13 protein-coding genes are annotated in these 13647 nt (G+C 66.2%); 10 read left to right on the forward strand and 3 right to left on the reverse strand.

All coding sequences use genetic code 11. From position 1 onward, the window contains the following. Positions 1-39: 39 nt before the first annotated feature. Together EPD82_RS08125 and ffh are read right to left on the reverse strand one after the other, a co-directional pair. Positions 40-603: an EI24 domain-containing protein gene (locus EPD82_RS08125; protein WP_141056372.1), complete on the reverse strand. Its 564-nt coding sequence runs from the start codon at positions 601-603 to the stop codon at positions 40-42. 6 nt (positions 604-609) lie between these two features. Next, entirely contained in the window at positions 610-1965 is a 1356-nt protein-coding gene (ffh, locus tag EPD82_RS08130) for a signal recognition particle protein (RefSeq protein ID WP_141056373.1), read from the reverse strand. Positions 1966-2004: 39 nt separating this feature from the next. Here ffh and EPD82_RS08135 point away from each other — a divergent pair, with 39 nt between their 5' ends. The 9 genes from EPD82_RS08135 to argB are packed head-to-tail and all read left to right on the forward strand — an operon-like array spanning position 2005 to position 11689. After that, complete coding sequence (locus EPD82_RS08135; protein WP_141056374.1) at positions 2005-2826, forward strand: cytochrome C assembly family protein; 822 nt, start codon at positions 2005-2007, stop codon at positions 2824-2826. 5 nt (positions 2827-2831) lie between these two features. Beyond that, a complete protein-coding gene (locus tag EPD82_RS08140; RefSeq protein WP_141056375.1) occupies positions 2832-4160 on the forward strand; it encodes an HlyC/CorC family transporter in 1329 nt (442 codons plus the stop codon). Next, complete coding sequence (pilB, locus tag EPD82_RS08145) at positions 4157-5857, forward strand: type IV-A pilus assembly ATPase PilB (protein WP_141056376.1); 1701 nt, start codon at positions 4157-4159, stop codon at positions 5855-5857. The genes EPD82_RS08140 and pilB overlap by 4 nt, the downstream gene beginning before the upstream one ends. A 21-nt stretch (positions 5858-5878) precedes the next feature. Then, positions 5879-7090, forward strand: coding sequence for a type II secretion system F family protein (locus tag EPD82_RS08150; protein WP_055423808.1), 1212 nt, complete (start codon positions 5879-5881; stop codon positions 7088-7090). Beyond that, a complete protein-coding gene (locus EPD82_RS08155) occupies positions 7087-7950 on the forward strand; it encodes a prepilin peptidase (protein ID WP_141056377.1) in 864 nt (287 codons plus the stop codon). Before EPD82_RS08150 ends, EPD82_RS08155 begins: the two co-directional genes overlap by 4 nt. Before the next feature lie 55 nt (positions 7951-8005). Continuing rightward, on the forward strand, positions 8006-8284 hold the full coding sequence (locus EPD82_RS08160; RefSeq protein ID WP_055423806.1) for an FmdB family zinc ribbon protein: 279 nt from the start codon (positions 8006-8008) through the stop codon (positions 8282-8284). 30 nt (positions 8285-8314) lie between these two features. Next, on the forward strand, positions 8315-8947 hold the full coding sequence (locus EPD82_RS08165) for a DUF502 domain-containing protein (RefSeq protein WP_141056378.1): 633 nt from the start codon (positions 8315-8317) through the stop codon (positions 8945-8947). Between the two features lie 32 nt (positions 8948-8979). Continuing rightward, positions 8980-10773 (forward strand): aspartate--tRNA ligase, encoded by a 1794-nt coding sequence (gene aspS / locus EPD82_RS08170; RefSeq protein ID WP_141056379.1) that lies wholly within the window; start codon positions 8980-8982, stop codon positions 10771-10773. A gap of 25 nt (positions 10774-10798) precedes the next feature. Continuing rightward, a complete protein-coding gene (gene argB / locus EPD82_RS08175) occupies positions 10799-11689 on the forward strand; it encodes an acetylglutamate kinase (RefSeq protein WP_141056380.1) in 891 nt (296 codons plus the stop codon). Between the two features lie 18 nt (positions 11690-11707). On the opposite strand, the gene EPD82_RS08180 is transcribed toward argB, so the two are convergent. Further along, positions 11708-11962 (reverse strand): acyl carrier protein, encoded by a 255-nt coding sequence (locus tag EPD82_RS08180; protein ID WP_055423802.1) that lies wholly within the window; start codon positions 11960-11962, stop codon positions 11708-11710. Between the two features lie 74 nt (positions 11963-12036). Between EPD82_RS08180 and EPD82_RS08185 the strand changes: the two genes are divergently transcribed. After that, positions 12037-13632, forward strand: a complete 1596-nt coding sequence (locus tag EPD82_RS08185) for an acyl-CoA ligase (AMP-forming), exosortase A system-associated (RefSeq protein WP_055423801.1) — start codon at positions 12037-12039, stop codon at positions 13630-13632. The last annotated feature ends 15 nt before the right edge of the window (positions 13633-13647 follow it).

Consider the following 13647-nt stretch of genomic DNA (forward strand, 5'->3'; position numbering starts at 1 on the left):
GCGCCTGCCGGGGAGGGAAGGCGCTCCGGGCTACGCCCTTCACGCCTTCCCTCCCCGGCCCGGAAAAGCGGACAGTTTATGTGCTACGAAACCGGACAGTTCTATTTGTTGACAACAGGCCGTCAAGAGCCAAGGCAGGACCAGCGCCGCACCGGGAATCCACCAGAAGATCAGGCTCACGAGAAACCCGACCAGGAAGAGGCCGGAGGCGCCCAGCGTATTCCACAGGCTGCGCATGACGCTGCCGCCGTGGCGGCGTTCCAGATCGGCGTATTCCTCGCGACCGACCAAGGCGACGACGCGCGGCATCACCCAGATGCCCACGATCACGAGCAGGGTGACGTACATGAGCGGCAGCACGCCCAGCACCAGCAGCACCTTGAGGGCGAAGAATCCGGCCATCGCCAGCATTCCCGCCTGCGCACCTTCCGGCGAGGCGTCGAACCAGCCCGCCAGCCACGCCGTGAGCGGCTCCCAGGCAAGCGCAAGCGCCGCGATCCAGACCAAGCCCGCCGCGAGCAGCGGCCAGAACATCTCCCACAGGATCTTGCCCCGCCCCAGGGTGGCGAGCGAGCGCAACAGCGCGATGCGGATGAGATCCATCGTTCCTCAGTGCAGCCGCGGCATCACGCCGCGCAGTCCGCGCATCACCTTGCCCATTCCGCCCTTGGAGAACTGTTTCATCACGCGCTGTGTCTGGTCGAACTGCTTGAGCAGGCGATTGACCTCCTGCACCGTCACACCTGCGCCGGCGGCGATGCGCCGCTTGCGGCTCGCCTTGATGATGTCGGGGTTGGCCCGCTCCTGCGGCGTCATGGCGTCGATGATGCCCTGGATGCGGCGGATCGCCTTCTCTTCCATGCCGCCCTGCAGCTGCCCGGCCGCCTGGGCGAATTGCGCCGGCAGCTTGTCGAGCAAAGCCCCGATGCCGCCCATCTTGCGCATCTGCACGATCTGCTCGCGGAAATCGTTGAGATCGAACCCCTTGCCGGTGCGCAGCTTCTGCGCGAGCTCCTTGGCTTTCTGTTCGTCGACGCTGCGCCGCGCCTCTTCCACCAGGCCGAGGATGTCGCCCATGCCGAGGATGCGGCTCGCCATGCGATCGGGATAGAAGGGTTCAAGGCCCGAGAGCTTCTCACCCACGCCGGCAAACTTGATCGGCTTGCCGGTGACGGCGCGCACCGACAGCGCCGCCCCGCCGCGCGCATCGCCGTCGAGCTTGGTGAGCACCACGCCGGTGAGTGGCAGCGCCTCGTTGAAGGCGCGCGCGGTATTGACTGCGTCCTGCCCCAGCATGGCGTCGACCACGAAGAGCGTCTCGGTCGGATTCAAGGCCGCGTGCAGCGCCTTGATCTCCTCCATCATCGCCCGGTCGATCGCCAGGCGCCCAGCGGTATCCACCAGCAGCACGTCGTGGAAATGCCGCTCGGCCCAATCCTTGGCCGCGCGCGCGATCGCCTCGGGCTGCTGCTCGGGCGAGGAAGGGAAGAAATCGACCCCGGCCTGCTCGGCCACCGTGCGCAGCTGCTCGATCGCCGCCGGCCGGTAGACGTCGGTGGAGACCACCAGCACTTTCTTCTTTTTCTCTTCCTTGAGCCATTTGGCGAGCTTGCCCACGGTGGTGGTCTTCCCCGCCCCCTGCAGCCCCGCCATGAGGACGACCACCGGCGGGCGCGCCTCGAGCTTGAGCCCCTCGCCCTGGCCGCCCATGAGCGCCACGAGCTCGTCGTGCACCACGCCGATGAGCGCCTGGCCCGGCGTGAGCGAACCGATCACTTCCTGCCCGACGGCCTTTTCCTTCACGCGGGCGATGAAGTCCTTGACCACCGGCAGGGCCACGTCGGCTTCCAGCAGCGCCATGCGCACCTCGCGCAGGGCCTCCTGGATGTTCTCCTCCGTGAGCCGCGCCTGGCCGCGCAGCGTCTTGACGACTTTGGACAGTCTTTGCGTCAGGTTGTCGAGCATGGGCACAAAACCTCGGCATTCTTCGAGTAAACTAGGATCATGGATTCGATTCTACCCCATCTGCTGGCCTTCCTCCTGTACGGCCTCGGGGCGATCGCCGTAGGGCGGCGCTGCCGCCGCCAACCGGAAGAAGGAGGCCGCTGCCCGCGCCCACTCGACCGGGCGCTGCTCACCGCCGCCATCCTCGCGCACGGCTGGGGCGCGGCCGCCCTGCTGCTGTCGGACCAAGGACTGCGGCTCGGGTTCGCGCCGGCACTCTCGCTCACGGTGTGGCTCGCCGCCCTCTTCTTCTGGATCGAATCTTTCTACGCCCCCATCGGCTGGCTCTACACCGTGCTCACGCCGATCGCCGCCCTGGTGTGCCTGCTCGTGCCCTGGCTGCCCTTGCCTGCCGCGCCTGTCGCCACCGACAACCCGTGGCTGCGCCTGCACCTGGTCGTGGCGCTGCTCTCCTATGCGCTGTTCACGCTCGCCGCGCTGCACGCGGTGCTGATGTCGGTGCTCGAGCGTGCCCTGCACCGGCGCGAACCCGCGGCCTGGCTCGGACGGATGCCGCCGCTGCTCGTGATGGAGACGCTGCTCTTTCGCGTGATCGGCGTAGCCTTCGCCCTGCTCACGGTCACGGTGCTCACCGGCGTCGTTTTTTCCGAAGCGCTCTTCGGCCAGCCGCTGCGCCCCGACCATAAAACCATCTTCACCCTGCTCGCCTGGGCGATCTTCGGCGTGCTACTCTTGGGGCGACACGCCTGGGGTTGGCGCGGGCGCGTGGCCCTGCGCTGGACCTGGGCCGGTTTCGTCACCTTGGCGCTCGCCTACCTCGGCACCCATTTCGTTCTGGAATACCTCCTGCACCGTCGATGACGCCGATGGACGACTCTATGCTCGCCGACCTGCTGTGGCAATGGATCGGATTGGCCGTGCTGCTCCTTACCTCCGGTTTTGCTTCCATGAGCGAGACGGTGATGATGGCAGCCAACCGCTACCGCCTGAAAGCCCGCGCGGACAACGGCGAGCGCGGCGCTCAGCTCGCCGCGGCGCTCACCGCCCACCCCGAGCGGATGCTGAGCGTGATCCTGCTCGTCAACAATGCCGTCAACGTCGGTGCGGCCACGCTCGCTTCCGTCATCACCATCGAGCTCTTCGGCCAGAACGAGACGATGCTCGCCGTGGGCAGCTTCGTGCTCACCTTCCTCATCCTCGTCTTCTCCGAGATCACCCCCAAGGTGATCGGCGCGCGCTACGCCGACCTGCTCGCCCCCTACATCGCCTATCCGCTCACCGCTGCCTTGCGCCTCGTGGGCCCGGTGGTGGATTTCGTCAATCTCTTCGTCAAGGGACTACTGTGGCTGCTGCGCCTGCCGCGACGGGCCACGCCGCAGGCGCCGAGCCTGGAAGAGCTGCGCAGCATCGTGCTCGAGTCGCGCGTGCTGCGCTCGGAGAAACACCGCGACGTCCTGCTCAAGCTCTTCGATCTCGAGCGCATCACGGTGGCCGACGTGATGATCCCGCGGCAGGCGATCGAATTTCTCGATCTCACCGACGACGAGGAGACGCTGCGCGCGCAACTGGCCACCGCCTACCACACGCGCCTACCGGTGATCGAAGGCAATCCCGACGAGGTGCTCGGCATTTTGCACGTGCGCCAGCTGCTCGCCGAGACGCTCACCTCAGGATTCTCCCGTGAGGCCATCCGCCGCAGCCTCTCGCCGCCCTACTTCGTGCCGGAAGAGACCAACGCCATGACGCAGCTGCAGTTCTTCCAGGAACATCACCAGCGGCTGGCTCTGGTGGTCGATGAATACGGCGAGTTGCAGGGTCTGGTGACGCTCGACGACATCATCGAGGAGATGGTCGGCAAATTCACCACCAGCCGCCCCGGCAGCGACACCGTGCTGCAATGGCAGGAAGACGGTACGGTGATCGTCGATGGCACCACGCCGGTGCGCGAGCTCAACCGGGCGCTCGGGCTGGATCTGCCCACCGACGGCCCCCGCACCCTCAACGGCCTGATCCTCGAATATCTCCAGGAGATCCCCGAATCGGAAGTGTCGCTGCGTATTGGCGACGTCCGCATGGACGTTTTACAATGTCATGATCGGCGTATCCGCTCGGTACGCCTCTATGCGCCAACGGCCGGGGAAGCGGATACATCCGAAAGCAGCTCCGGCGAACGCTCAAGCGAGGAAGGACGATGATCGAGACGACGGGTTTGGTGCGGGCGTTGATCCAGAAAGGCTGGGTCGACGAGAAGACCGTCGAGCAGGCCCATGCCAAGGAAGAGGCCGGCCCCAATGGTCTGCTGCTCACCCTCATCAAGTCGGGCCTGCTCGATGAGCGCAAGGTCGCCCAGTTCGCCGCAGAGACGTTTGGGCTGCCCGTGCTCGACATTGCTGCCGTCGACCCCGGCGCCCTGCCGAAGAAGCTGATCGATCCGCAGATCGCCAACCGCTATCAAGTCGTCGCCCTGTCACAGCGCAAGGGCAAAACGGTGATCGCCGTGGCCGACCCCACGCTCGTGCGCGTCTACGACGAGATCCGATTCCAGACCGGCCAGACGATCGAACTCGTCGTCGCCCCTGCCCTCGCGCTCGCCCGTTTCTGCGACAAGCTCTACGAATCACTCAACAACGCCCTCTCCGCCCTCGCCCAAGACGGCGACGGACTCCTGGAAGCCGTTTCCTTGAGCGAAGTCACGCCCCAGGCAGACGAAGGCGAGGTCGATGTCGAAGATGCCCCCGTCGTGCGTTTCATCCAGAAGATCCTCATCGACGCGATCAACGAAGGCGCCTCCGACATCCATTTCGAACCCTACGAGAAGTTCTACCGCATCCGCGTACGCCAAGACGGCGTGTTGCGCGAGATCGCCCGCCCGCCGCTCGCGCTCAAGGAAAAAATCGCGGCGCGCCTCAAGATCATCTCCAAACTCGACATCTCGGAGAAGCGCGTTCCCCAGGACGGGCGCACCAAACTGGTGCTGAGCAAGAACAAGGCGATCGATTTCCGCGTCTCGACCCTGCCCACCCTGTGGGGAGAGAAGATCGTGCTGCGCATCCTCGATTCGAGCCAGGCGATGCTCGGCATCGACGCGCTCGGCTACGAGCCCGATCAGAAGGCGGCGCTGCTGGAAGCGATCGAGCGTCCCTACGGCATGATCCTCGTCACTGGCCCCACCGGCTCGGGCAAGACCGTCTCGCTCTACACCTGCCTCAACCTGCTCAACAAGCCCGAAGTCAACATCTCCACCGCCGAAGACCCGGTGGAGATCAACCTGCCCGGCATCAACCAGGTCAACATCAACGACAAAGTGGGGCTGACCTTTGCCGCGGCGCTGCGCGCCTTCCTGCGCCAGGACCCGGACATCATCATGGTGGGCGAGATCCGCGACCTGGAGACCGCCGACATCGGTGTGAAGGCTGCCCAGACCGGCCACCTGCTCCTTTCCACCCTGCACACCAACGACGCGCCCAGCACGGTCGAGCGGCTGCGCAACATCGGCATCGCCCCTTTCAACATCGCCTCCTCGGTGATCCTCATCACGGCGCAACGGCTGGTGCGGCGTTTGTGCACTTGCAAGAAACCGATCGACGTCCCCCTGGAAGCGCTCGTTTCGGCCGGTTTCAGCGAAGAGGAGCTCGACGGGAGCTGGCAGCCCTACGGCCCGGTCGGCTGCGAGAAATGCCGCGGTTCCGGCTACAAGGGACGCACGGGCATCTACGAGGTGATGCCCATCAGCGAGGAAATCCAGCGCCTCATCATGGCCAATGCCTCGGCCATGGAGATCGAAGCCCAAGCCCGGCGCCAAGGGGTGCGCAGCCTGCGTCAGGCGGGGCTGCTCAAAGTCAAGCACGGCATCACCTCGCTCACCGAAGTGCTTGCCGCCACCAACGATTGACCCTGTTGCGAGAGGTTTCCCATGGCAACTACGACCGCCAAACCCAAAGAGCTGCTGTTCAGCTGGGAGGGTAAAGATGCCCAGAACAAACCGGCCCGCGGGGAGATCCGCGCCCCGAGCGAAGCCTCGGCCCGCACGGCGCTGCGCCGCCAAGGAGTGGTCGTCACCAAGATCACGAAAATCAAGCAACGGCGCGGTCGCGTCGGCGAGAAGGATCTGGTCCTCTTCACCCGGCAGCTCTCCACCATGATGAAGGCGGGCGTGCCGCTGCTGCAATCCTTCGACATCGCCATCAAGGGCTCGACCAACCCGGCCTTGACGCGGCTATTGAATCTCATCCGCGAAGACATCGCCGCCGGTTCGAGCCTCGCGGCCGCCTTCGCCAAGTACCCCATGTATTTCGACCGCCTCTTCGTCTCGCTGGTGGCCGCCGGCGAACAGGCCGGTATCCTCGACGATCTGCTCGAACGCCTGGCCTCCTATCAGGAAAAGATCCTGGCAATCAAAGGCAAGATCAAATCGGCCCTCTTCTATCCCACCGCCGTCGTGGTGGTGGCGATGCTCGTCATCGCCGTGATGATGATTTTCGTCATCCCCCAGTTCAAGGACATCTTCACCAGCTTCGGTGCCGATCTTCCCGCCCCGACGCAGATCGTCATCGACCTATCGGAGTTCTTCGTCGCCAACTGGTATTACATGCTGGTGGCGGTGATCCTGCTCGTGGTCGGTTTCGGGATGCTGCACCGACGATCTCCCGCCTTCCGTGCCCTGCTCGACCGCATGATCCTGCGCATCCCCGTGATCGGGGACATCATCCGCAAGGCCACCATCGCGCGCTGGACCCGGACGCTGGCCACCATGTTCGCCGCGGGCGTGCCGCTCAACGAAGCGCTCGTGTCGGTGGGCGATGCCGCCGGCAACATCGTCTATCGCGAGGCCACCGAAAAGATCACCCAGGCGGTCACCTCGGGCATCTCGCTCACCGTGGCCATGACCGACAGCGGGGTCTTCCCGGCGATGGTCACGCAGATGGTCTCCATCGGCGAGGAATCGGGCCAGCTCGACGCCATGCTCAGCAAGGTGGCCGAATATTACGAGCGGGAGGTCGACGAGGCGGTCGCTTCACTCTCCCAGCTGCTCGAACCGATCATCATGGTCTTTCTCGGCGTCGTCATCGGCGGCATCGTCGTGGCCATGTATCTGCCCATCTTCAAGATGGCTCAGACCATATGAGCGCCGTGGCCGGGCTGCCGCTCGGCGTGCAGCTCCTCGCGGCGCTGCTCGTCGGTGCGATGGTGGGCAGTTTCCTCAACGTGGTGATCCACCGCCTGCCGCGCATGCTGGAGCGCGACTGGCAGGCGCAGGCGCGCGAGCTCCTGGGCCTGCCAGTCGAGGCGCAGCCGCGTTACGACCTCGCACGACCGGCTTCGCACTGCCCGCACTGCGGGCACGCCATCTCCGCCTGGGAGAACGTTCCGCTCGTGAGCTGGATCGTGCTGCGCGGGCGCTGCCGCCACTGCCGCGCCCCCATCGGCTGGCGCTATCCGCTGGTGGAGCTCCTCGGGGCGCTCGCGGCGGCGGCCGCCGTCTGGTGTTTCGGCCCAACCTGGCAGGCGCTCGCTGCCGCCGGTTTTCTCTGGTGCGCGATCGCGCTCGCCTTCATCGATCTCGACACGCGGCTGCTGCCCGATGCGCTCACGCTGCCCTTGCTGTGGGCGGGGCTGCTGGTCAATCTGCACGGCACATTCGTTCCCTTGCCCGATGCCGTACTGGGGGCGGTGGCCGGTTATCTGGTCCTGTGGAGCATCTATTGGCTCTTCAAACTCCTCACCGGCAAGGAAGGCATGGGCTACGGCGACTTCAAGCTGCTCGCCGCCATCGGCGCCTGGCTCGGCTGGACGGCGCTTCCCCTCGTGCTGCTGCTCTCCTCGCTTGCCGGCGCCGTGATCGGGGTCTCGCTCAAGGCACTGGGGCGTCTGAAGGAAGGAGAGCCTCTGCCTTTCGGCCCTTTTCTCGCCGCCGGCGGCGTCATCGCCTTGCTTGGGGGACGCGAGATCTTGCACTGGTGGCTCGGCGCCCCCATTTTGCGGTAGACTTCCTCGTTTGTCTGCATCGGTTCCACGTCGTTCCAACCAAGGAGACTCGGCGATGCCCATCTATGAATACCGCTGCGCCGATTGCGGCGCCCAACACGAGCACCTGCAGAAACTCAGCGATGCGCCAATCACCCGCTGCCCCGATTGCGGCAGCACTCACTACGCCAAACTCGTCTCCGCCGCCGGCTTCCAGCTGAAAGGCAGCGGCTGGTACGCCACCGACTTCAAGGGAGGCGGCTCATCGAGCACATCCTCCTCCAGCGAAGGTGGCGAAAAAACCGCCGCCACGGCCGGAGGGGGCTGCTGCGGCGGCGCCTGCGGCTGCCACTGAGCCTGACGGGCGAAAGGAACGAGGACGACGATGCGCCGCTACTTCGTGACGGGTCTGCTCGTCTGGCTGCCCATCGTCGTCACCTTCGCCGTCCTCGCCTGGATCGTCGGCACGCTCGATACCCTCATCGACTGGCTGCCCGAGCGTTGGCGACCCGAGACGCTGCTGGGCTACCGCATCCCGGGGCTCGGCGTCGTGGCCGCGGTAAGTCTGGTCTTCGCCACTGGCATCGTCGCTGCCAACGTGCTCGGGCAGCGCCTCATCGAGCTGTGGGAGGCGCTCATCCGGCGCATCCCCATCGTCAAGAGCCTCTATTCGAGCGTCAAGCAAGTTTCGGAAACGCTCTTCTCCGAAGGCGGCCAGGCCTTTCGCACCGCCGTGCTCGTCGAATATCCCCGCCGCGGTGCCTGGACCGTCGCCTTCGTCACCGGGGAACCCCCGGCAACGGTGATCGGCGGCACCGGCGTCTCCGAACCCATGATCGCCGTCTATGTACCGACCACCCCCAACCCCACCTCCGGTTTCCTTCTCTTGGTGCCCGAGAGCGAGGTCATCCCGCTCGAGCTCGGCATCGACGAAGCGCTCAAGTACGTGATCTCTTTGGGCACCATCACGCCGACGGCGATGTCTTCCTCGGCTCATTCCCCCGACGCGGGGACATGACAATTTCACCCTTCGAACGAAACGGATCGTCCATGCGCACCCACTACTGCGGACAAATCAACGCCGAACACCTCGACCAGACCGTCACCCTCTGCGGCTGGGTCCATCGCCGACGGGATCACGGCGGCGTCATCTTCCTCGACCTGCGCGACCGAGAGGGGCTGGTGCAGATCGTCTGCGATCCCGACTCCCCCGAGACGTTCCGCACCGCCGAATCCCTGCGCAACGAATACGTCGTGCGCGTCACCGGCACGGTGCGGCGCCGCCCTGCGGGTACCGAGAACCCGAATCTGCCCACCGGCGAGATCGAGGTGCTGTGCCGCGAGCTGGAAGTGCTCAACGCCGCCGCGCCCCTGCCTTTTCAGCTCGACGAGACCAACCTTTCGGAGACGGTGCGCCTGACGCACCGCGTCATCGATCTGCGTCGCCCCGTGATGCAGACGAACCTCATGCTGCGCTACCGCACCGCCCGGGCCTTCCGCCGTTTCCTCGACGCGCACGGTTTCGTCGACATCGAAACGCCCATGCTCACGCGCAGCACCCCCGAGGGTGCGCGTGATTACCTCGTGCCGTCGCGCGTGCATCCTGGCCACTTCTACGCCCTGCCGCAGTCGCCCCAGCTCTTCAAGCAGATGCTGATGGTCTCGGGGTTCGACCGCTACTACCAGATCACCAAGTGCTTCCGCGACGAAGACCTGCGCGCCGACCGTCAGCCCGAATTCACCCAGGTCGATATCGAGACTTCCTTCATGACGGAAGCGCAGATCACGGCACTCGCCGAAGCCATGATCCGCGAGGTCTTCGCCGAGGCGCTCGGCGTGCGGCTGCCCGATCCCTTCCCGCGCCTGAGCCATGCCGAGGCGATGGCGCGTTTCGGTTCGGACAAACCCGACCTGCGCGTGACGCTGGAGCTCACCGACGTCACCGACGCCGTGCGCGACGTCGCTTTCAAGGTCTTCTCCGGCCCGGCCAATTCCGGCGGTCTGGTGATGGCGCTGCGCATCCCCGGCGGGGCGCAGCTCACCCGAGGCGAGATCGACGAGTACACCAAATTCGTCGGCATCTACGGTGCCAAGGGGCTTGCCTACATCAAGGTAAACGACGCGAGTCGCCCCGACGAAACCGGCTTGCAATCCCCCATCGTCAAGAACCTGCACGAACAGGCCCTGCGCGCCATCCTCGAGCGCACCGGCGCGCAAAGCGGCGATCTCATCTTTTTCGGCGCCGACAAGCCCAAAGTGGTCTACGATGCGCTGGGGGCGCTGCGCACCAAGATCGGGCACGAGAAAGGCTTCCTCACGGGGGCCGACTGGGCGCCGGTGTGGATCACCGATTTTCCCATGTTCGAATACGACGAGGAAGAAAAGCGCTGGACGGCGCTACACCACCCCTTCACCTCACCCAAGGACGAAGACCTCGAGCGACTGGAATCCGACCCGGGCAGCGTGCGCGCCAAGGCCTACGACCTGGCGCTCAACGGCTGGGAGATCGGCGGCGGTTCGGTGCGCATCCACCGCGAGGAGGTGCAGCGACGCGTCTTTGCCGTGCTCGGCATCGGCGAGGAGGAGGCGCGCGCCAAGTTCGGCTTCCTGCTCGACGCGCTCAAGTACGGCGCTCCGCCCCACGGCGGCCTCGCCTTCGGGCTCGATCGGATCGTGGCGATGATGGCGCGCGCCGAATCGATCCGCGACGTGATCGCCTTCCCGAAAACGCAGCGCGCCCAGTGCCTGCTCACCCATGCCCCCAGCCCGGTCGATGAGAAACAGCTGCGCGAGCTGCACATCCGCCTGCGCATCGAACCGGAAAAACCGGCCAAGAACGCCTGATTCCGCCAAACCCAAGGACGACGCGATGACCCGAGAACCGCTCACCGCCGCGCAGAAAGCCGACGTGCTCGCCGAGGCGCTGCCCTACATCCGCCAGTTCTTCGACAAGACGCTCGTCATCAAGTACGGTGGCAACGCCATGACCGACGAGCGCCTCAAAGACAGCTTCGCGCGCGACGTGGTGCTCTTGAAGCTCGTCGGCATGAACCCGGTGGTGGTGCACGGCGGCGGGCCGCAGATCGAGCGCCTGCTCGAACGCATCGGCAAGAAAGGGGAATTCATCCAGGGGATGCGAGTCACCGACGCCGAGACCATGGACGTGGTCGAGATGGTGCTCGGCGGCCAGGTGAACAAGGAGATCGTCAACCTCATCAACCGGCACGGCGGCAAGGCGGTCGGTCTCACCGGCAAGGACGCCGGCGGCTTCATCCGCGCCCGCCGCATGCGCCTGCGCCAGCGCGACGACGGCGAAGCGCTCATCGACATCGGCCAGGTGGGCGAGGTGAGCCATATCGACCCTTCGATCATCCAGTTCCTCGATCGCGGCGACTTCATCCCCGTGATCGCCCCGATCGGCGTCGATGAGGAAGGTCAGACCTACAACATCAACGCCGACCTGGTGGCGGGCAAACTCGCCGAGGTGCTGCGCGCCGAAAAACTCATCCTCATGACCAATACCCCCGGCGTGCTCGACAAGAACGGCAATCTCCTCACGGGGCTCACGCCGAGCCGGATCGACGAACTGGTGGCCGACGGCACGCTCTCGGGCGGGATGCTGCCCAAGATCGCCTCCGCGCTGGAAGCGGCCAGGAACGGCGTGCGCTCGGTGCACATCATCGACGGGCGCGTCGAGCACGCGCTGCTCGTCGAGATCCTCACCGACCATGGGGTCGGCACGATGATCCGGGCCGAGTAGGTGGAGGATGGCGGCGGCTCAGCCGCCGAGCTTCTCCGCCACGAAGTCGGCGAGCGTGCCGAGCGTGGCGAAGGTGGTGCCGTCGATCTCCTCGTCGCCTATGATGAACCCGAAACGCTCTTCGAGGAGATGGATCACGGCGAGCACGCCCATGGAATCGAGCTCGGGAATGGCTCCCAAAAGAGCGCTGTCGCGGCCGAGTTCGACCAGACGCTGCGGTGGCAATTCGAGCGCCTCGCCCAAGATTTCGAGGATCCTCGTTTCGATGTCCAACCTCGTTCCCCTTCATTCCAGCAACGCCGCCCACGGGCGGCGAAACGATCATTATAAAGGGAGGTCGCTCCGCCATGCATCCACCGTTCCTGCTGTGGCATCTGCCGCGCTACCACGCTGAACGGCGCCCTGATGCCCGGGCGCTCACCTCTGGCAGCGAGCACCTCACCTACGCCCGGCTCGCGCGGGAGATCGAACGCTGCGCCGCGGCGCTGCAGGCGCTGGGCATCCGCCGCGGCGATCGCGTCGCGGTCTGGCTCGACAAACGGCCCGAGACGGTCATCGCCTGTTTCGGCGCAGCCGCCGCCGGCGCCATCTTCGTGCCGATCAACCCCCTCCTCAAGGCCGAGCAGGTGCACTACCTGCTGCGCGACAGCGGCGCGCGCTGCCTCGTCTCCGCCCCCACGCGCCTGCGCACCCTGCTGCCCTGGCCCGAAGGCGTGGCGCCGGGGGTGCTCGCCGTGGATGAACCGGGCCAGGGCGTACCGCCCGAGGCCCATTCCTGGCGCGAATGCCTGGCGCAGGCCGGTGCCTTCGCCGCGCCGCCCGCCACCGAGAACGACGTCGCCGCCATCCTCTACACTTCCGGCAGCACGGGGCGCCCCAAGGGCGTGGTGCTGTCGCACCGCAACCTCGTCGCCGGAGCCCAATCGGTGGCGAGCTATCTGGAAAATTCCCCCGAAGACGTGCTGCTCGCGGCGCTGCCGCTCTCGTTCGACGCGGGCTTTTCCCAGCTCACCACGGCCTTCTGCGCCGGAGCGCGGGTGGTGCTGCTCAACTACCTGCTGCCCGTCGACGTGCTGCGCACCATGGAGCGCGAGCGCGTCACCGGGCTCACCGCCGTGCCGCCGCTGTGGGTGGCGCTCGCCGAGCTCGACTGGCCGGCTCCTGTCGCCGCCCACCTGCGCTATTTCGCCAATACCGGCGGAAAACTGCCGCGACGCGTGCTCGAGCGCCTGCGCGCCCTCGCGCCCCAAGCCAAACCCTATCTGATGTACGGCCTCACCGAGGCCTTCCGCGCCACCTACCTGCCGCCGGAAGAAATCGACCGCCGACCCGACTCGATCGGCCGCGCCATTCCCAACGCCGAAGTGTTCGTACTGCGCGAGGACGGCACCCCCTGCGCCCCGCGCGAAGTCGGCGAGATCGTGCAGAGCGGTCCCCTGGTGGCGCAGGGCTACTGGAACGACCCCGAGCGCACCGCCGAACGGTTCCGGCCGCTACCCCCTGCCGTCGATCCGCGTCCGTCGCCAGTGCCGGCGCGCGAGTGGGCGGTCTACTCCGGCGACTACGGCTGGCTCGACGAAGAAGGGTATCTCTATTTCGCAGGGCGGCGCGACGAGATGATCAAGACCTCCGGCTATCGCGTCAGCCCCACCGAGATCGAAGAAGCGCTCATCGCCTCCGGGCTCGTGCGCGAGTGCTGCGCCTGCGGGCTGGAAGACGAGCGGCTCGGCCAGATCATCGCCGTGGCGCTGCAGCCGGCGGTCGAACCCTTCGACCTGGAAGCCCTGCGCCGCCATTGCCGCCAGCACCTGCCGCCCTACCAGATGCCGCAGGTCTTCCTCCTGTCCGATCAGCCCCTGCCGCGCAACCCCAACGGCAAGCTCGACCGGCCGGCGATCCGCGAACGGCTCGCCCGCTACGCCAAGACCCAGACGCAAGTATGATCCCGGAACACGCAC

This window comes from Tepidiphilus succinatimandens (assembly GCF_006503695.1).
GTDB lineage: Bacteria > Pseudomonadota > Gammaproteobacteria > Burkholderiales > Rhodocyclaceae > Tepidiphilus > Tepidiphilus succinatimandens.

What these genes read in the sequence shown, in the direction of transcription:
- EPD82_RS08165 (WP_141056378.1), top strand. Translation starts at nt 8,315, where the DNA reads ATGCGCCGCTACTTCGTGACGGGTCTGCTCGTCTGGCTGCCCATCGTC.
- EPD82_RS08160 (WP_055423806.1), top strand. Translation starts at nt 8,006, where the DNA reads ATGCCCATCTATGAATACCGCTGCGCCGATTGCGGCGCCCAACACGAG.
- EPD82_RS08140 (WP_141056375.1), top strand. Translation starts at nt 2,832, where the DNA reads ATGGACGACTCTATGCTCGCCGACCTGCTGTGGCAATGGATCGGATTG.
- argB (WP_141056380.1), top strand. Translation starts at nt 10,799, where the DNA reads ATGACCCGAGAACCGCTCACCGCCGCGCAGAAAGCCGACGTGCTCGCC.
- ffh (WP_141056373.1), bottom strand. Translation starts at nt 1,965, where the DNA reads ATGCTCGACAACCTGACGCAAAGACTGTCCAAAGTCGTCAAGACGCTG.
- EPD82_RS08185 (WP_055423801.1), top strand. Translation starts at nt 12,037, where the DNA reads ATGCATCCACCGTTCCTGCTGTGGCATCTGCCGCGCTACCACGCTGAA.
- EPD82_RS08135 (WP_141056374.1), top strand. Translation starts at nt 2,005, where the DNA reads ATGGATTCGATTCTACCCCATCTGCTGGCCTTCCTCCTGTACGGCCTC.
- EPD82_RS08155 (WP_141056377.1), top strand. Translation starts at nt 7,087, where the DNA reads ATGAGCGCCGTGGCCGGGCTGCCGCTCGGCGTGCAGCTCCTCGCGGCG.
- aspS (WP_141056379.1), top strand. Translation starts at nt 8,980, where the DNA reads ATGCGCACCCACTACTGCGGACAAATCAACGCCGAACACCTCGACCAG.
- EPD82_RS08125 (WP_141056372.1), bottom strand. Translation starts at nt 603, where the DNA reads ATGGATCTCATCCGCATCGCGCTGTTGCGCTCGCTCGCCACCCTGGGG.
- pilB (WP_141056376.1), top strand. Translation starts at nt 4,157, where the DNA reads ATGATCGAGACGACGGGTTTGGTGCGGGCGTTGATCCAGAAAGGCTGG.
- EPD82_RS08150 (WP_055423808.1), top strand. Translation starts at nt 5,879, where the DNA reads ATGGCAACTACGACCGCCAAACCCAAAGAGCTGCTGTTCAGCTGGGAG.